The following is a 17,788-nucleotide window of genomic DNA, read 5'->3' as shown; positions in this document are numbered from 1 at the left end:
CGGGTGGGTGCAATGCGCCGCGGGCTGGACTTGCAGGGCCGGGACGCGTAACAGACGCCGAAATTCAAAACGCAGAAGGGTGCTGTCATGGGCTTTCGCATGGGGATTGTCGGGCTGCCGAATGTCGGCAAGTCCACGCTGTTCAACGCTTTGACGCGCACTGCCGCCGCGCAGGCCGCCAATTTTCCGTTCTGCACGATCGAGCCGAACGTCGGCGAGGTCGCGGTCCCCGACCGTCGCCTTGATACATTGGCCGAAATCGCGGGCAGCAAGCAGATCATTCCGACGCGGATGACCTTCGTGGACATCGCGGGTCTGGTGAAGGGCGCCAGCAAGGGTGAAGGTCTGGGCAACCAGTTCCTGGCCAATATCCGCGAAACCGATGCCATCGCCCATGTCCTGCGCTGCTTCGAGGATGGCGACGTCACCCACGTCGAGGATCGCGTCGATCCTGTTGCCGATGCCGAGATCATCGAGACCGAGCTGATGATCTCGGACATGGAATCGATCGAACGTCGTCTGGCCAATATCGCGCGCAAGCTGAAGGGCGGCGACAAGGAAGCGGCGGCGCAGGAGCGCTTGCTGAAGCAGGCGCTGGCGGTTCTGGAAGACGGCAAGCCCGCGCGCACCATCACGGTCGATGAAGACGATCTGAAGGCATGGAACATGCTGCAGCTGCTGACCGCCAAGCCGGTGCTCTATGTCTGCAACGTGTCGGAAAGCGAAGCCGCGGAAGGCAATGCCCAATCCGAAAAGGTTCGCCAGATGGCCGAGGCGCAAGGCGCCGGTCACGTGGTGATCTCGGCCAAGATCGAGGAAGAGATCAGCCAGCTGGACGCCGAAGAGGCCGAGATGTTCCTGGGCGAGATGGGCCTCGAGGAAGCCGGTCTGGATCGACTGATCCGCGCGGGCTATAACCTGTTGGGCCTGCAGACCTATTTCACCGTCGGCCCCAAGGAAGCGCGTGCCTGGACCATCACCAAGGGCACCTTGGCGCCTCAGGCCGCCGGTGTCATCCACGGGGATTTCGAAAAGGGCTTCATCCGCAGCGAGACCGTCGCCTATGACGATTACGTCGCGGGCAAGGGCGAAGCCGGTGCCAAAGAGGCTGGCAAGCTGCGCGTCGAAGGCAAGACCTATGAGGTCAAGGACGGCGATGTCCTGCACTTCCTGTTCAGCTCCTGATCATGGGACAGAACCCCGCTGAATGAAAACGGCCCCGGCATTGCTGCCGGGGCCGTTTTCATACCGGATATCGAAACGCGCTCAGTTGGCGACGACGGTGCATTCCTGCGAACGGCTGTGCAGGCGATCACACGCCAGCTGGGCAGTCCCCTTGGCCAGATTGCTGAAGCGCGGTTCAAACCCGCGGTTGGTGTTGGCAACGTCGCGGCGGGCGCCGCCGAAGATGCTGCCATCCTGCAGGGCCATGCTGACCAGACGCTGTTCGGCTTCGACCTTGGAACGGTACATCCCCAGAGAGATGCCCCAGTTGCGACCGCTGTCGGAGGGACGGCGCACAACCTCGAGCTCTTCGGTCGGCGTGCGGTCGCCTTCGCCCATCGCGGCAAGGATCACGGTTTCCGAGCGGGGCTTGGGCGCATGCGAGCTGTCCAGCTGCATATCCTCGGCCGAGGCCTGCTGAACGGGTGCGGGGGCTGGCGTGGGGGCAGTGCTGATCACATCGGCAGTGCTGGCGCTGCGGCGTGGCGAACGGACCGGACGCTTGGATGCCGCAAGAACGGGCTGGGCAAGGCTGGCCGAGGGCGCATCATCGGATGCGACGGCATTGGCGACGGCCTGCTCGATCGCCTGGTTGCGGCTGCCGGGACGGGCCTTGGGGCGCGGGCTGCTGGCAAGGACGGTCTTGGGGGCCGATGCCCCGGCGGTCGCCTTCTGCAGCGCCTCGGTCAGGTTCATCGCCGGACTTGCGGCGGCCAGCGTCGATGCAGCCGCCGTCGGGCGGGTCGATGGCGGCGGCGAGGCCTGCAGCACCAGACGCTGCGGTTCGGGACGGGTTGCGGCGGGCGTCGGCGCGACCTTGGCACGGCGGGTCGGCGTGGCCTGCGCCACAAGGCGCGGACGGGCCGGGCGCACTTCACGGACGCGGTCGGGGATGCGGGTAAAGCTACTGTCCAGCAGTTCCGCCATCACCTGATTGCGGTGCGCCGTCGATGTGCCGCCGAAGACGGTCGCGATGAGGCGCTTGTTGCCGCGCTGCGCCGAAGCCGTCAGGTTGAAGCCCGCAGCCCGCGTATAGCCGGTCTTGATCCCGTCGGCGCCTTGATAGGCATCCAGAAAACGGCGGTTGGTCGAGGCGACCTGTGCAATTCCCGCATCCGCCGAACGGCGCGAGAACAGGTTGTAATACTGGGGGAAGTCGTAAAACAGATGGCGGCCAAGTTCGCTCATGTCGTGGGCGCTGGAATAATGCCCGTCCTGCGTCAGGCCGTTGGCATTGCGAAACTGGGTGTTGTTCATCCCAAGCGCGCGGGCCATCTGGGTCATGCGCTGTGCGAATGCCTCCTCGGAGCCTGCGATGCCTTCGCCGATCGCCGTGGCCGCATCATTGGCGGATTTGATCGCCGCGGCACGGATCAGATAGCGCAGTTCGATCTGCTGACCGGCGCGCAGGCCCAGCTTTGACGGCGGTTCTGCTGCCGCGTTCGACGAAATGGTGAACTTCGAATCCAGCCGGACCTGACCGCTTTCGATGGCGGTAAAGGCCAGATACAGCGTCATCATCTTGGTCAGGGACGCCGGATGCAGCTTTGTGTCGGAGTTTTGCTTGTAGATGGGCTGCCCCGTGCGGGCATCCATGACATAAGCGGCGAACGGGGCTGCGGCTGCCGGAAGGCCAAGCACCAGCACGGCAAGCAGGGCATGGCTCCACAGCCGGAATGCGGTAAGGATTCGGGTCACTGTCGCTGTCTTTCTGCCTCAAGCGGACATGTCGTTTGTCGCATGTCCGTCGTTAATCAAACGATAATAGCACGGAGATTTTATTCCGGAAACCGTGCATTCGTTTAATTTTGTTACGCCTTGCCGGGCCCGTGGCGGCCTTTGCACATCACGGATGCGGGCAGGGGGGCTTTCATCCCGGACGCTTTGCGCTATATTTCGCCAATGCACCGCCCGGCCCGCCGGGCAACCTTTCGTTGCAGCACCCAAGGGATGACCTTAGCCACGATGACGCATTGGATGAACGATCCCGAAAAACCCGATGATCAGTCCGATCTGGCGGTCAAGCCGCGGACACGTTCGCAGCGTCCGCCGATGTACAAGGTGCTGCTGCTGAACGACGACTTCACACCGATGGAATTCGTGGTGCATGTGCTGGAACGCCTGTTCCATCTGACACATGCCCAAGCCATCGAGATCATGCTGACCGTGCATCGCAAGGGCGTCGCGGTTGTCGGCGTATTTTCCCACGAGGTGGCCGAAACCAAGGTCGCCCAGGTGATGGAACTGGCGCGCCGCCAGCAGCACCCGCTGCAATGCACCATGGAAAAAGAGTAATCGCGTGACCCAATCACGACTGGATCTGGTCTTTCCGGACGGCCCGCCGGAAGGCGAAGTGCTGTTTGTTGGCGCCGCAGCCGCAGACGACCTGTCGCCGCTGGACCCCGAACACCTGCTGATCCTGCAGGGCAATTTCCCTGACCACGACGGTCTGGCCACCCGCGGATATCGCGTCGCGGTCGAAACCGAAGGCCGCTTCGACACCGCCGTTGTCCGTCTGCCCCGCGCCAAGGCCGCATCACGTGCGCGTATCGCCGATGCCGCCGGACGGCTGGCCCCCGGCGCGGCGCTGTGGGTCAACGGGCAAAAAACCGACGGCGTGGATTCGCTGTTGAAGGAATTGCGCAAGCTGGCCCCCGTCACCGATGTGCACAGCAAGGCGCATGGCAAGATCTTCCGGGTGACGCTGCCGGAAGGTGACTGGCTGCCCGCCGATTGGGCCAGCCGCGCGACCGAGGTCGCCCCCGGCTTCACCACGCTTCCGGGCGTGTTTTCCGCCGATGGCATCGATGCCGGATCGCAGATGCTGGCCGATCATCTGCCAGACAAGCTGCCGACCCGCATGATCGATCTGGGCGCAGGCTGGGGCTGGCTTTCGGCGCAGGTGCTGACCCGCAAGGGCGTCGAGGTGCTGCATCTGGTCGAGGCAGACCACGCCGCCATCGAATCCGCACGCCGCAACGTCACCGATCCGCGCGCCAAGTTCCATTGGGCGGATGCGCGTGATTTCCGCCTGCCCGATCCGGTGAACGGCATCGTCATGAACCCGCCCTTCCACGAAGGGCGTCAGGCCGACCCCAAGCTGGGCGCAGCCTTCATCGCCAGCGCGGCGCGTCTGCTGACCGGCGCGGGCAAGCTGTGGATGGTCGCCAACCGGCACCTGCCCTATGAGGCCGTTCTGGCCCAGCACTTCGGTCAGGTCCATGAGATCGGCGGCGATACCCGCTTCAAGATCATCGAGGCGACGGCTGCAGGCAAGGGCAGCGCATCGCCCAAGGGATCCCCCGCCAAGGGTCGCCGCAAATGAGCATGTCCGTCCAGGGCAAGGTCGCCATCGTGACCGGCGCCGCGCGCGGCGTCGGTCTGGCGATTGCCCGCCATTTGGCCGAACGCGGCGCCTCGGTCATGTTCGCGGACAATGACGAAGCGGCGCTGAATTCGGTGATTTCCGATTACGACGGCGAACAGACGCAGGTGCGTCGCTTTGCTGGAAACATGTCGGAAAAACTGTGCATGGCCAACTTGTTGTCGGCCACACTTGATGCGTTCGATCGGGTCGATATTCTGGTCAATGGCCACCGTTTCGTTCGCGACAGCGATCCGCTGGACACCGACATGGATCAACTTGAGGAAATGCTGCGTCAGAACATGCTGTCCGGTCTGCGCCTGTCGCAGATGGTCGCCAAGCGCATGATCAAGCAGGCCGAGGGCGAAGGCCCGACCGCGCAAACGGGGGCCATCGTCAATATCTCGACCTTGGCAGCGCGGCGTCCTATCCCGACGATGCTTGGCTATTCCATCGCTTGCGCGGCGCAGGAACAGGCGACACGCGGGCTGGCCTTGGCACTGGCACCGCATCGCATTCGCGTCAACGGCGTCAGCTTCAGCAGCCTGATGTCGCATGAATTGCAATGCGCATTGAAAGACGACCCCGAAAAGCGCGCCCAGATCATCGCGGGCACGCCGATGGGGCGGATTGCACCAGCCGATGAACTGGCCGAAGCCGTGCATTACCTTGTCAGCGATGGCGCCCGTTTCGTGACAGGCCAGATCCTGACCGTCGATGGTGGCCGCAGTCTGGCCGACCCCGTGACGGCCCAGATCCTTTAGGCTTCGTCGGGATAGGCGGAGCGACAGGCGTCCACCGCTGCCTTGGCACGCGTCGCCAGCGCCTCCTGCCGCTGCACCAGACCGTCGCGCTTGCGCTGTTCGGCGGCCGGATCGATGGGAACGCGATAGCGTTCCTGATCCACGTAATCGCGCCAGCAGGTATAGGTCGTCACATGCTGCTGACCGTTCTTGTCACGATAGACCCGCTGGCATTGCGTTGGCCGCGTCCGCACGACCTGCCGTTCCTGCCAGGCATAACCCCGCGACAAATTGCCCTCGACCTGCGCCAACAGGCGGCTGACGGTGCGGTATTCGTCGGTATTGCGCGAAATGCAGCGTTCCTGCGGGGTGGCGCAGGCCGCCAGTGTCAGGGGCAAGGCCATCATCAGGGCAAGGGTGGTGTTGCGGGGCATCGGCGCTCTCATTACAGCAGGTGCGACATGCTAGCCGCGCCGCGCATGGCTTTGCAAATCACATATGAGGCCCGACATGGATGAACAGCGCCGCCAGGCCGCCGACTGGTTCAAGGAACTTCGCGACCGGATCGTGACCGCGTTCGAGACGCTGGAGGATGAGGGGCAGGGCACGACCTCCCCTGGCCGGTTCGAGGTCACCCCCACAACCCGCGACAACGACGGAGGCGGTGGCCTGATGTCGGTGATGCGCGGTGGCCGGGTCTTTGAAAAGGTCGGCGTCAACTGGTCCGAGGTTCACGGCACTCTTGCCCCCCGCGCACAGGCCGCCATGACCGCCCGCGGCGTGCCGGGAATGGAGACCGACCCCCGCTTCTGGGCCAGCGGCATCAGCCTTGTGGCCCATATGCAGAACCCCCATGCGCCTGCCGTCCATATGAACACCCGCATGTTCTGGACCCCCGGCGCCATGTGGTTCGGCGGCGGATCGGACCTGAACCCCTGCATCGAATACCCCGAAGATACCGCCCATTTCCACGACACCCTGCGCGATGCCTGCGATGCCCATGGGTCGGATTACTATGACCGCTTCAAGGCCTGGGCGGACGAATATTTCTTCATCCCCCATCGCGGCCGGGCGCGCGGCGTCGGCGGCATTTTCTACGACGATCTGAACACCGGCGACTGGCAGGCCGATTTCGACTTCACCCGCGCCGTGGGCGAGGCCTTCCTGCCCGCCTTCCTGCCGCTGGTCCGGTCGCGCATGACCACCGATTGGACCGACGCCGACAAGGATACGCAGCTGATCCACCGCGGCCTCTATGCCGAATACAATCTGGTCTATGACCGGGGCACCAAGTTCGGCCTGGAAACCGGCCACAACCCCGACGCCGTCTTGATGAGCCTGCCGCCCTTGGCGAAATGGACCTAGGGCAATATGGACCGCCCGTGGGAGCATCTAGATGAGTTGACCGGGCCAGAGGCCGCCATGGCCGTTGGCAGCTATTGCCATGTGCAGTTGGCCCAGTTGAAACATCAGGAACGGATCTACTCGGGCCTCTACGGCGATGAGCGTCGGATCGAGGTGCTGAACACGGCCTCCGGCCCTGTCGCCAAGGTCGTTCAGGATGCCCTGTTCGATGTGATCGTGCTTGGCATCTGCCGGCTGCTGGATCCGGCGGGGCCTGCACGAAAACCCTCCAAGAACCTGACCTTTGCATTTCTGATAGAATTACTGCCGATGCCGGATCGGAAAGGCGAATATGACGCCGCGCTGGAGGTCTTGCGGGCGGATGCTGCGCCACTTCGTGACCGACGCAACATGCATATTGCCCATGCCGATAGCGCAGCCCTCAGGGAGGGTGCGCAGGTTGGCTGGGTCAGCATGCGGCAGATCAAATCGGCCTTGGACGGCATGTACGACCTGTTGAGCAAGATATACGTGAACGAGTTCGATATGGGACTGAGCGGCTGGCTGCCCAATGTCCATCATGAACTTCAGTTTCTGCGCGCGTTGGTGTTCGGCAACACCGTTTACGCGCAGAAACTGGATGAGTGGAGAGAAGCCTACCTCGCGACGCCCTATGGCGAAAACCTGCCCGATCTGCAGGACATCTATCCCGACTGGCTGCGCACCCCGAAGGATTAGACGTCCAGCTCTTCCACGAATTGCGCGTTTTCCTGAATGTACTGGAAACGCAGCTCGGGCTTCTTGCCCATCAGGCGTTCGACCAGATCGCCGGTTTCCCCGCCCTCGTCGTCGTCGATGCTGACGCGGATCAGCTTGCGGGTGGCGGGGTTCATGGTGGTGTCCTTCAGGTCCTTGGCGTCCATCTCGCCCAGGCCCTTGAAGCGCTGCATGTCGATCTTGCCGCGGCCGCCCAGACCCTTGGCCATCATCCGTTCCTTTTCGGCATCGTCCGAGACATAGACGCGATGCGCCCCCTGCGTCAGACGATAGAGCGGCGGGCAGGCCAGATACAGATGGCCGCGATCGATCATCGGGCGCATCTGCGTGAAAAAGAACGTCATCAGCAGGCTGGCGATATGCGCGCCATCGACATCCGCATCGGTCATGATGATGATCTTGTCGTAGCGCAGATCCTCGACGTTGAACTTGGTGCCCATGGTGACGCCAAGTGCCTGACACAGATCGTTGATTTCCTGGTTTGCGCCCATCTTGGACGACGCCGCGCCCAGCACGTTCAGGATCTTGCCGCGCAGGGGCAGCAACGCCTGTTTTGTGCGGTCGCGCGCCATTTTGGCGCTGCCGCCGGCGCTGTCACCCTCGACGATGAACAGCTCGGTGCCTTCGCGGTTGGTGGCACTGCAATCAACCAGCTTGCCGGGCAGGCGCAGCTTTTTGGTGGCCGTCTTGCGGGCAGTTTCCTTTTCCTGACGGCGGCGCAGGCGTTCATCGGCCCGCAGGATCAGGAAGTCCAGAATCGCGCCGGCCGATTTCGTGTCCGATGCCAACCAGTTATCGAAATGGTCACGCACGGCGTTTTCGACCAGACGCGCGGCCTCGACCGTGGCAAGGCGGTCCTTGGTCTGACCCACGAATTCCGGTTCGCGGATAAAGCAGCTGACCAGCGCGCAGCCACCCGTCAGCAGATCTTCGCGCGTGATATTGGCGGCTTTCTTGTTGTTGACCCGTTCACCATAGGCGCGCACGCCCTTCAGGATGGCCGACCAGAAGCCGGCTTCGTGCGTGCCGCCTTCGGGGGTGGGGACGGTGTTGCAATAGGACTGGATGAAGCCGTCGCGGGCCGGGGTCCAGTTGATGGCCCAATCGACCTTGCCGGGCGCGTTGAAGCGCTTGAAGTCGATGCTGCCCGCGAAGGGGCGTTCGGCATAGGTCGTGGCACCCGTCAGGGTTTCCTGCAGGTAATCGGCCAGACCGCCGGGGAAATGGAAGGTCGCCTCGCGCGGGGTCTCGCCATCGTCGATCTCGGTCTTCCAGCGGATTTCGACGCCGCTGAACAGATAGGCCTTGGATTTCACCATCTTCATCAGCCGCGCGGGCTTGAAGCGGTGATGGCCGAAGATCTGTTCATCGGCGTGGAAAGTCACGGTTGTGCCGCGGCGGTTCGGGGCGGCACCGATCTTGGCAACGGGGCCTTCGGGGATACCGCGCGAAAAACGCTGTTCGAACAATTCCTTGTTGCGTGCGACCTGAACGACCATCAGGTCCGACAGGGCGTTGACGACCGATGCGCCAACCCCGTGCAAACCGCCCGAGGTTTCATAGGTATCACCCGAAAACTTGCCACCCGCGTGCAAGGTGCACAGGATCACTTCCAGCGCGGATTTGCCGGGGAACTTGGGGTGCGGGTCGATGGGGATGCCGCGCCCGTTGTCGCGCACGACGACGCTGTGATCGGCCAGCAGCTCGATCTCGATGCGGCTGGCGTGTCCTGCCACGGCCTCATCCATCGAGTTGTCGAGGATTTCGGCCACAAGGTGGTGCAGGGCGCGTTCATCCGTGCCGCCGATATACATGCCGGGGCGTTTGCGGACAGGCTCCAATCCCTCGAGGACCTCGATCGAGGATGCGGAATAGCTGTCGGTGTTGTCGCCACCGGAGAGAAGATCATCGGCCATCGGGTATGCTCGTTTCGTCGCGTGTTCGGGGCGGTTATCTCATGCCCGAGGGGCGGGCGGCAAGGGCTTGTGGTCCCTTGCGCGCCCGCCACCACCGATTGCGGCGCGATCAGGCGGCTTCGGCGTCCCGTGCGGCCGACATCGCCACAAATCCCTGCCGCTGCTGACAGGCGGTCAGCCAGTCGCGGATCGCGGGGAATTGCGACATCAGTTCGTCATGGCCCTGAGCATAGCGCAAAACCTCGGCCATGTTCAGATCGGCCACGGTGAAGCGGTCGCCGACCAGATGGCCGTGGGTCGCCAGCTGCTGTTCGACGACCTTCAGCGGGCGGACCAGCCGGGTCGCGGCTTCGGCGACCAGTCCCGTGTCCTCGGCCGATTGCAGATTGCCGCGGTTGTGCAGGAACAGAATCGTCAGCGCGTCCGGCTCGATGCTGGTGGCGGCATAGAAGGACCACTGCATCATCAGCGCGTCTTCGGCGGCATCCTGCGGGCCGATGGGGCCACCATGCTTGCGCGCCAGGTACAGCGTGCAGGCCATGGATTCAGACAGCGTCAGATCGCCGTCCTGCAGCACCGGCACTGCACCTGCGGGCGACAGCGCCAGAAAATCGGCGCTGCGGGTATTGGTGGGAGCGTTGGCCGCACTGGCATCGGCCAGACGATAGGCCTGAACGACGGGCCGGTGCAAAAACGGCAGGCCCAATTCGTGGCACAGCCAGATGATGCGCGAGGCGCGCGACCGCGCGACGCCGTGAATGGTCAGCATGATGCCCCCTTTGATTTCACCACAAGGTGGAGGTTCCGGCGGCAGCACGCAAGGCCCCTCAGCGGACCCCTGCACGGCGGGCCGCCCGGTCGATGGCATCGACGATGGCCTGCGGATCGGCGTGATGCGGCATATGCCCGATGCCCGGCAGCACCGTCAGATGGGCGTTGGGCAATTCGCGCGCCATGCGCCCCGAATGGACGTCCAGATAAACGGTGACGTCGGCATCGCCATGGACGATCTCGATCGGCATGGTCAGTTCGGGGTAGTTCGGTGCCATGGCGGCCAGATAGGGTTTCAGATTGCCGACCTGTTCGGAATTCGCGATCAGGCTTTCCCGCCGCGCCGACAGGCCCGCACCGATATAATCGACATAGCCCTTGGGTGGGTCTTGCGGTGCAAAGATGCCCGCCACGATGTCATCCACGCGGCTTTCCGGCGCAAAGGCGGTGATCAGCGGCACGGCGGTATGTTCGCCAAGGCTGCTGTTCATAAAATCGTACCAGCGGCTCAGCTCTCCGGGCCAGGGATAGGTCGCGCCGGACACCAGCACCAGCGCGGCAGGTCCCGACGGATCGCGCAGCGCCCAGCCCATCGTCACGGCGCCCCCATAACTGTGACCCAGCACGATGGGGTTCTTGACGTCCAGCTGCTTTGCCGCCGCCCGCAGCAGATCGGCCTGTGCCAGCGGGTTGTCGGTCTGGTCGCCGATGGGGTCGGTCCAGCCAAGGCCGGGGCGGTCGAAGGCGATGACGCGGTAATGATCCGTCAGCCGGTCCACCAGATCGAAGGTGAAATCGCGGGTGTTGCCGCTTGCGCCATGGATCAGCACCAGGTCGGGGCCGCTGCCGCGCACATCCGCATGGACCGTCGTGCCGTTCACCTGCAGCAGCTGGCCGGTGGGCGGGAACTGCGCCTCGAATGCGGTTTCGCGGGCGGTGGCGCGCTTGTTGACGATGGCGGCACATCCGCCCAGCAGCAGCGCCGCCGCAAGTCCCAGCAGCAGCGGTTTCGATGTCGGCATTGGTGATCCTTTCGCGTTCCCGTGCCAACAGACACGCAAGCGATCGGGTTCCGGTGCAGTCCTGCGGCAGATTGCCGATATGCGCATCGGTGATTTGCACAAACGCCCGCCGCGCCGTAACCAAGGCGTGACCTGTCGCAACAAGGTGCCCGTCCCATGACCGCCCGCCTGTCCCTGCTGTTCCTCGCCCTGTCGCTGGCGCCTTTGGCCGCGAACGCCCATCCGCATGTCTTCATCGATGCGGGGCTTGAACTGAGCTATGCCAATGGGGACCTGCGGCAGGTACAGGTCGAATGGGCCTACGACGCCTTCTATTCGCTGCTGATCATCGAGGATCTGGGGCTGGACCCCGATGGAGACGGCGTCTTGACCTCGGAGGAAATGCGCCAGCTGCAAGGCTTCGACGCCGATTGGGAGCCGGGCTTCGACGGACGCCTGTTCCTGACGGCCCAGGGTCAGCCAGTCGCGATGGGGCCGGGCAGGGATTTCACCGCGCGCTATCAGGACGGGCAGTTGATCTCGACCCATATCAGGACGCTGGAGGAACCGCTGAAGGGTGACATCCCGCTGATGATCCAGGTCTACGACCCCGAATATTACGTCCAGTTCAGCATGCCATCGGCCCCCGTGATCACCGGCCGCGCCCTGTGCCGGATGGAGCGGCAGACGGGCGACCCCGCAGCCGCCGCCAAGGCCTATGACGCGGCGGTTGAGGCAGCCTTGGCCGATGACGGCAGCGCCGAGGCCGAGATGCTGGCCGTCGACATCGGCAACGTCGGCGCCGATCAGGTGCAGATCACCTGCGAGGCCGAGGGATGAGCGTCACCCCCATCCGCGCGATCACCCTGACGGGGCTGGCCGTCGCGCTGATCCTTGCGGCCCTGTGGTTCGCAGGCGGCTTCGAGGGCGTCCAGAACTGGGCCGCCCTGCAGCAGCGTCAGGCGCAGAACCTGATGGCGGGATCGCTGCGGGCCTTGCGATCCGGTCAGCCGGGGGCGCTTCTGGGGTTGATGGGCGTCTGCTTCGGTTACGGGTTTCTGCATGCGGTCGGTCCGGGGCATGGCAAGCTGGTCATCGGCAGCTATGGTTTCGGCACGCAGGTGCCGATGGGTCGGCTGGCGCTGCTGTCGGTGCTGTCATCATTGGCACAGGCGGGCACGGCCATCGCGCTGGTCTGGGGCGGCATCACCTTCCTGAACCTGACGCGCGAGGCGCTGACCGACCTGACCGAGGATCACATGGCCACCCTCAGCACAGCGCTGATCGCCCTGATCGGACTGTGGCTGGCGTGGCGCGGGGCGCGGATGCTGATGGCGCGGCCCGCGCATCATCACCACCACGACCACGGCCCCGATTGCGGCTGCGGCCATGCGCACGGTCCGACCCCGCAGCAGGCCGCGCAGACGCGGTCGTGGCGCGATGCGATCCTGCTGATCGCCGGCATCGCGGCGCGGCCCTGCACGGGGGCGCTGTTCCTGCTGATCCTGACATGGCGGATGCAGATCTTCGGCGCGGGGGTTCTGGGAACGCTGGCGATGGGGCTGGGGACGGCCTCGGTCACGCTGGCGGTGGCGGGTTTGGCGGTCTGGGCGCGGCAAGGCAGCTTTGCGCTCTTTCCGCAGAGCGGCCCTCTTGCACGCGCCGGGCAGTGGCTGCCGGGCGTCATGCAACTGGGGGCGGGGCTGCTGATCGCCGCCGTATCGGCGGCGATCCTGTTTTAGGCGGTCAGGCCCAGCTGCGTCAGGAACGCCGACATCTGCGGGCCTTGCGCGGCGCGGTTGGCGAATAGCGTCGCCTGCGACCGCAGGATCGGATCTGCCTCAAGGATGCGCAGGTTGTTCGCCTGCAGCGTCGCCCCGGACGAAGTGATGTCGGCGATCGCCTCGGCGGTCAGATTGGCGACGGTGCCTTCGGTCGCGCCCTGGCTGTCGACAAGCTGGTAATCGGCTACCTCGTGCTGGGCCAGAAAGGCGCGGACAAGGCGGTGATATTTGGTCGCGATGCGCAGGCGGAAGCCGTGTTCGGCGCGGAAATCGCGGGCGACGGCAGCGAAATCGTCCAGGTCCTGACAATCGCGCCAAGCGTCGGGAACCGCGATGATCAAATCGGCATGGCCGAAGCCCATCGGTGCCAGCTCGACCAGATCGGATTTCCAGCCGGCCAGCTTTTCATGCACCAGATCGGTGCCGGTGACGCCCATCTCGATCCGGCCTGCGGCCAGTTCGCGCGGGATCTCGCCCGCCGACAGCAACACCAGCGAAACGCCGTCTACGCCGTCCACCCGACCGGCATATTCACGGTCCGAGCCGCTGCGCGACAGGGTCACGCCGCGTTCCGCGAACCAGTCGAAAGTCTGTTCCATCAGCCGCCCTTTGGACGGCACGCCAAGGCGGATCATGCGCAGGCCTCCAATTCGGCGATCAGGCCGGGGCGGATGATGCCACCCACGGCGGGGATTTCACGGCCCTTGCCCAGCACGCGGGTCAGCGCGTCATAGCGACCGCCCGAGGCGATGGCCGGCCAGCCGTCGCGATCAGCCACGAAGCTGAAGGTGAAACCGTCGTAATATTCCAGCGTCGTGCGGCCGTGGCTGGCATCAAAAATGATGCCCTCCAGATCGATGCCGCGATCGGCGATGGCCTGCATCCGCGTGGCGATGCGCGCCACGGCGGGCGCGATGGCGGGCATGTCGGCGGCCAGTTCATGCAGCGCGGGCAGGGCCTGCTGCGCGGGGGCACGCAGGTCGAACAAGCGCGTCAGGCGCTCGGTCCAGACGGCGGGCAGGGGAGCGACGGCTGCATCGGCCTGAAGGCGGGCGATGCGGCGGGTCATCTCATCCTGCGTCCGCATTCCGGCCCACGCGCTGTCCGTGTCGTGGAACTGGCGCATGGGTGTGGGGGATGAAAAACGCGCCAGTAGGCGGTCGAAGCGCCCCGGACGCCAGATGTGATGCGACAGCGCATCGGCGCGATCCTGCGTCAGGGGCAGACCGGCGACCGCATCCAGCAGCAGCCCCATGTCGCCCATATGCGCGGTCAGCCCATAGGGGGCGACCAGCCCGTGGAACAGCGCGAACAGTTCGGCATCGGCATCGGGGTCGCGGCTGAACAGCTCGAACCCCGCCTGAAGGTATTCGTTGTCGCGCGGATTGGCGGGGCGGGTGTCGCCCATGTCCTGCTTGCGGAACACCTCACCCAGATAGCAGTATCGCGCGGGCTCGGCGCCGTTTTCCATATGTGCCTGCACCACCGGAACGGTGAAGTCGGGACGCAGCATCATCTCGCCGCGGATGGGGTCGGCGGTGACATAGGCGCGGGCGCGGATATCCTCGCCATAGAGGTCCAGCAGGCTTTCGGCGGGCAGCAGGATGTCGGGCGCGATCTCTGCCGCACCCGCATCGCGGAACGCCGCCAGCAGCCGCTGGCCGACGATCTGCTTGTCGCGCTTGCCGATCATCCGAGGATCCGCCGCACTTCGGCGACCAGATCGGCGCGGGACACCTCGGTCTGGGCGGGCTGGGATTTCCATTCGTCCAAGGTCGCCTCGGGGGCGATCTTGGCGCCGAGGATCAGGTCCTTGACCTGTACGACGCCGCGCTCGGCCTCATTCCCGCCCTGAATAATGGCGACGGGGGCGCCACGCTTGTCGGCATATTTCAGCTGGTTGCCGAAGTTCTTGGGGTTGCCCAGATAGACCTCGGCGCGGATGCCTGCGGAGCGCAGATCGGCGGCCATGGATTGGTAATCCGACATGCGGTCGCGGTCCATGACGGTCACGACCACGGGTCCGATATCGGTTTCGCCCGCCAGACCCTTGGCACGCAGGGCAGCCAGCAGGCGGTCGACGCCGATGCTGACACCGGTGGCAGGGACCTTCTGGCCGGTGAAACGCTCGACCAACCCGTCATAGCGACCGCCGCCCGCGACCGATCCGAACTGACGCTTGCGGCCCTTTTCATCGAGGATTTCAAAGGTCAGCTCGGCTTCGAAGACGGGGCCGGTGTAATAGCCGAGGCCGCGTACGACGGACGGGTCGATGACGGCGCGGTCTTCGGCGACGCCCATCGCGGCCAGCATGTCGGCGATCTGCGTCAGTTCATCCACGCCCTCGGCACCGATTTCCGATGCCCCCACGGCGGCGCGCAGGTTGGCCAGCGTCGCGGCGTTGTCGTCACCCTTCGAGGTCAGGAAGGCCAGCACGGGGGCCGCCTGTTCCGCGGTCAGACCGACGCCGTCGATCTGTGCGCCACTGTCATCGCGCCGACCCGTGGTCAGCAAGGACAGAACGCCATCGCGGCCGACCTTGTCGAACTTGTCGATGGTGCGCAGGACATCATCGGACTGATCGGCGCTGACCGATGCGGCCTCAAGGACGCCGTTCAGAACCTTGCGGTTGTTGATGCGGACCATGAAATCGCCACGCGCAATGCCGACAGCCTCCAGCGCGTCGGCCAGCATGGCGCAAATCTCGGCGTCCGCTGCGACGGATGCGCTGCCCACGGTATCGGCATCGCATTGATAGAACTGGCGGAAACGGCCCGGGCCCGGCTTTTCGTTGCGCCAGACCGGTCCCATCGCATAGCGGCGATACGGGCTGGGCAGGTCGTTGCGGAACTGCGCCGCAACGCGCGCCAAGGGTGCTGTCAGGTCATAACGCAGCGCCAGCCAGTCGCCAGCGGTGCCGCCACCGGGGACAGCCTCTTCCTGCCAGGCGAAGACGCCGGCATTCGGGCGGTCCACATCGGGCAGGAACTTGCCCAAGGCATCCACCGTTTCGACCGCGCTGGTTTCCAGCGGATCAAAGCCATGGCGATGATAGATCGCGGCGATGCGGTCCAGCATCTGCTTGCGTTCGGTGACATCCGCGCCGAAATAGTCGCGAAAGCCCTTGGGCGTCTCGGCCTTGGGCCGGGGCTGCTTCTTTTGATCTTTTGCCATGGTTCCTGTGCCTTTACGGGGCCAAATCCAAGCGCCGACTTAACGGAAGGAACCGACATGGACAAGAAGCCCGACGACCGTATCACCGAACTTGAGGAAGCTTTGGCCTATCTGACCCGCGTCACCGACGACCTCTCCGAGGTGATCGCACGTCAGGATCAGGACATCACCCGCCTGACGCGCCGCCTTGATATGCTGATGCGCGCCGAGGCCGAACGCCAGTCGCAAGGCGATGGCAGCGTGGCCGTAGCCGACCAGCCGCCCCCGCATTACTGAGCGCGGATTGAAATCGCGGCTTCCCCATTGCGGGGTGATGCGCTAAGTCCAAGCCGAAAAGATTTCGGAAAACGGAAGGATCGTCCATGGCCAATGTTGTGGTTGTCGGAGCGCAATGGGGCGACGAGGGCAAGGGCAAGATCGTCAACTGGCTGTCTGAACGCGCAGATGTGATCGCGCGATTCCAGGGCGGCCATAATGCCGGCCACACGCTGGTGATCGACGGGAAGGTCTTCAAGCTGTCGCTGCTGCCATCAGGCATCGTGCGCGAGGACAAGCTGGCCGTCATCGGCAACGGCGTGGTTCTGGACCCGTGGTCGCTGTTCGCGGAAATCGACAAGCTGGCGGCGCAGGGCGTCAAGATCAGCACCGAGAACCTGATCATCGCGGAAAACACCCCGCTGATCCTGCCGCTGCATCAGGACCTGGACAAGCTGCGCGAAGAAGCCGCAGGCAAGGCCAAGATCGGCACCACCGGTCGCGGCATCGGTCCGGCATATGAGGACAAGGTTGGCCGTCGTGCCATCCGTCTGGCCGATCTGGGCGACGAAAAGACGCTGGACGACCGCATCGACCGCCTGCTGGCGCATCACGACGCGCTGCGCACCGGTCTGGGTGCCGAGGCCATCGACCGCGCCGATCTGAAAGCCAAGCTTCTGGAGATCGCGCCCAAGCTGCTGCCCTATGCGCAGCCGGTCTGGAAAATCATGGCCGACGCCCGCAAGGCAGGCAAGCGCATCCTGTTCGAAGGCGCGCAGGGCAGCCTGCTGGACATCGACTTCGGCACCTATCCCTATGTCACCAGCTCGACCACGACGTCGGGTGCGGCGGCATCGGGCACCGGCATGGGTCCGGGCGCGATCGATTTCGTGCTGGGCATCGTCAAGGCCTATACCACCCGCGTCGGCGAAGGTCCGTTCCCGACCGAACTGGACGACGCCGACGGTCAGCGCCTTGGCGAACGTGGCCATGAATTCGGCACCGTGACGGGGCGCAAGCGTCGCTGCGGCTGGTTCGATGCGGTTCTGGTGCGCCAGACCTGCGCCATCAGCGGCGTCAACGGCATCGCGCTGACCAAGCTGGACGTGCTGGACGGTTTCAAGACGCTGAAGATCTGCGTCGGCTATGAGATCGATGGCGTGACATACGATTACCTGCCGACGGCGGCGGCGCTTCAGGCCAAAGTCACCCCCATCTATGAAGAGATGGACGGCTGGCAGGAATCCACGCAAGGTGCGCGCAGCTGGGCCGATCTGCCTGCCGCTGCCATCAAATATGTCCGCCGGGTGGAAGAACTGATCCATTGCCCCGTGGCCATGCTGTTAACCAGCCCCGAACGCGATGACACCATTCTGGTGACCGACCCGTTCGAGGATTGATCCCCGCTTCGGGGGTGCCGGTCACGGTGCCCCCT

18 protein-coding genes are annotated in these 17,788 nt (G+C 64.6%); 10 read left to right on the top strand and 8 right to left on the bottom strand.

What is annotated here, in order from left to right:
• Positions 1-87: 87 nt before the first annotated feature.
• On the top strand, positions 88-1,185 hold the full coding sequence (ychF, locus tag SJY40_RS07415) for a redox-regulated ATPase YchF (protein WP_378944472.1): 1,098 nt from the start codon (positions 88-90) through the stop codon (positions 1,183-1,185).
• An 81-nt stretch (positions 1,186-1,266) separates the two neighbouring features.
• On the opposite strand, the gene SJY40_RS07410 is transcribed toward ychF, so the two are convergent.
• Complete coding sequence (locus SJY40_RS07410; RefSeq protein ID WP_378944469.1) at positions 1,267-2,922, bottom strand: serine hydrolase; 1,656 nt, start codon at positions 2,920-2,922, stop codon at positions 1,267-1,269.
• A 279-nt stretch (positions 2,923-3,201) separates the two neighbouring features.
• On the opposite strand from SJY40_RS07410, the gene clpS reads away from it, so the two are divergent.
• From clpS to SJY40_RS07395, 3 genes are read left to right on the top strand one after another with little or no spacing between them, the layout of a single operon-like run.
• Entirely contained in the window at positions 3,202-3,519 is a 318-nt protein-coding gene (clpS, locus tag SJY40_RS07405; protein ID WP_378944466.1) for an ATP-dependent Clp protease adapter ClpS, read from the top strand.
• Positions 3,520-3,523: 4 nt separating this feature from the next.
• Positions 3,524-4,549 carry a methyltransferase gene (locus SJY40_RS07400; RefSeq protein ID WP_378944463.1) on the top strand — a complete coding sequence of 342 codons (1,026 nt, stop codon included), beginning with the start codon at positions 3,524-3,526 and terminating at the stop codon, positions 4,547-4,549.
• Entirely contained in the window at positions 4,546-5,352 is an 807-nt protein-coding gene (locus SJY40_RS07395; protein ID WP_378944461.1) for an SDR family NAD(P)-dependent oxidoreductase, read from the top strand. The genes SJY40_RS07400 and SJY40_RS07395 overlap by 4 nt, the downstream gene beginning before the upstream one ends.
• On the opposite strand, the gene SJY40_RS07390 is transcribed toward SJY40_RS07395, so the two are convergent.
• Positions 5,349-5,765: a hypothetical protein gene (locus tag SJY40_RS07390; RefSeq protein WP_378944458.1), complete on the bottom strand. Its 417-nt coding sequence runs from the start codon at positions 5,763-5,765 to the stop codon at positions 5,349-5,351. The two genes, SJY40_RS07395 and SJY40_RS07390, sit on opposite strands and share 4 nt — an antisense overlap.
• Before the next feature lie 64 nt (positions 5,766-5,829).
• Between SJY40_RS07390 and hemF the strand changes: the two genes are divergently transcribed.
• Positions 5,830-6,696, top strand: a complete 867-nt coding sequence (hemF, locus tag SJY40_RS07385) for an oxygen-dependent coproporphyrinogen oxidase (RefSeq protein ID WP_378944455.1) — start codon at positions 5,830-5,832, stop codon at positions 6,694-6,696.
• Between the two features lie 57 nt (positions 6,697-6,753).
• Positions 6,754-7,413 carry a hypothetical protein gene (locus SJY40_RS07380; RefSeq protein ID WP_378944453.1) on the top strand — a complete coding sequence of 220 codons (660 nt, stop codon included), beginning with the start codon at positions 6,754-6,756 and terminating at the stop codon, positions 7,411-7,413.
• On the opposite strand, the gene parE is transcribed toward SJY40_RS07380, so the two are convergent.
• The 3 genes from parE to SJY40_RS07365 form a co-directional block, all read right to left on the bottom strand.
• Positions 7,410-9,368 carry a DNA topoisomerase IV subunit B gene (gene parE / locus SJY40_RS07375; protein WP_378944450.1) on the bottom strand — a complete coding sequence of 653 codons (1,959 nt, stop codon included), beginning with the start codon at positions 9,366-9,368 and terminating at the stop codon, positions 7,410-7,412. The genes SJY40_RS07380 and parE overlap by 4 nt on opposite strands.
• Before the next feature lie 109 nt (positions 9,369-9,477).
• Complete coding sequence (locus SJY40_RS07370) at positions 9,478-10,137, bottom strand: glutathione S-transferase family protein (protein WP_378944448.1); 660 nt, start codon at positions 10,135-10,137, stop codon at positions 9,478-9,480.
• A gap of 58 nt (positions 10,138-10,195) precedes the next feature.
• Entirely contained in the window at positions 10,196-11,161 is a 966-nt protein-coding gene (locus SJY40_RS07365) for an alpha/beta fold hydrolase (protein ID WP_378944445.1), read from the bottom strand.
• A gap of 156 nt (positions 11,162-11,317) precedes the next feature.
• On the opposite strand from SJY40_RS07365, the gene SJY40_RS07360 reads away from it, so the two are divergent.
• Complete coding sequence (locus tag SJY40_RS07360) at positions 11,318-11,980, top strand: DUF1007 family protein (protein WP_378944443.1); 663 nt, start codon at positions 11,318-11,320, stop codon at positions 11,978-11,980.
• Positions 11,977-12,882, top strand: coding sequence for a nickel/cobalt transporter (locus tag SJY40_RS07355; RefSeq protein ID WP_378944440.1), 906 nt, complete (start codon positions 11,977-11,979; stop codon positions 12,880-12,882). The genes SJY40_RS07360 and SJY40_RS07355 overlap by 4 nt, the downstream gene beginning before the upstream one ends.
• Here SJY40_RS07355 and hisG read toward each other — a convergent pair.
• The 3 genes from hisG to hisS are packed head-to-tail and all read right to left on the bottom strand — an operon-like array spanning position 12,879 to position 16,098.
• On the bottom strand, positions 12,879-13,559 hold the full coding sequence (gene hisG / locus SJY40_RS07350; protein WP_378944437.1) for an ATP phosphoribosyltransferase: 681 nt from the start codon (positions 13,557-13,559) through the stop codon (positions 12,879-12,881). The two genes, SJY40_RS07355 and hisG, sit on opposite strands and share 4 nt — an antisense overlap.
• Complete coding sequence (locus tag SJY40_RS07345; protein WP_378948313.1) at positions 13,556-14,614, bottom strand: ATP phosphoribosyltransferase regulatory subunit; 1,059 nt, start codon at positions 14,612-14,614, stop codon at positions 13,556-13,558. The genes hisG and SJY40_RS07345 overlap by 4 nt, the downstream gene beginning before the upstream one ends.
• Positions 14,614-16,098, bottom strand: a complete 1,485-nt coding sequence (gene hisS / locus SJY40_RS07340; RefSeq protein ID WP_378944435.1) for a histidine--tRNA ligase — start codon at positions 16,096-16,098, stop codon at positions 14,614-14,616. Before hisS ends, SJY40_RS07345 begins: the two co-directional genes overlap by 1 nt.
• A 57-nt stretch (positions 16,099-16,155) precedes the next feature.
• Here hisS and SJY40_RS07335 point away from each other — a divergent pair, with 57 nt between their 5' ends.
• Together SJY40_RS07335 and SJY40_RS07330 are read left to right on the top strand one after the other, a co-directional pair.
• Positions 16,156-16,374: a SlyX family protein gene (locus SJY40_RS07335; RefSeq protein ID WP_378944432.1), complete on the top strand. Its 219-nt coding sequence runs from the start codon at positions 16,156-16,158 to the stop codon at positions 16,372-16,374.
• 86 nt (positions 16,375-16,460) lie between these two features.
• Positions 16,461-17,753, top strand: coding sequence for an adenylosuccinate synthase (locus SJY40_RS07330; RefSeq protein ID WP_378944430.1), 1,293 nt, complete (start codon positions 16,461-16,463; stop codon positions 17,751-17,753).
• Positions 17,754-17,788 lie beyond the last annotated feature (35 nt).

The organism is Paracoccus sp. R86501 (genome assembly GCF_042466435.1).
In the GTDB taxonomy this organism is placed as follows: Bacteria; Pseudomonadota; Alphaproteobacteria; order Rhodobacterales; family Rhodobacteraceae; genus Paracoccus.
This window is presented reverse-complemented; position numbering and strand designations above follow the sequence as displayed.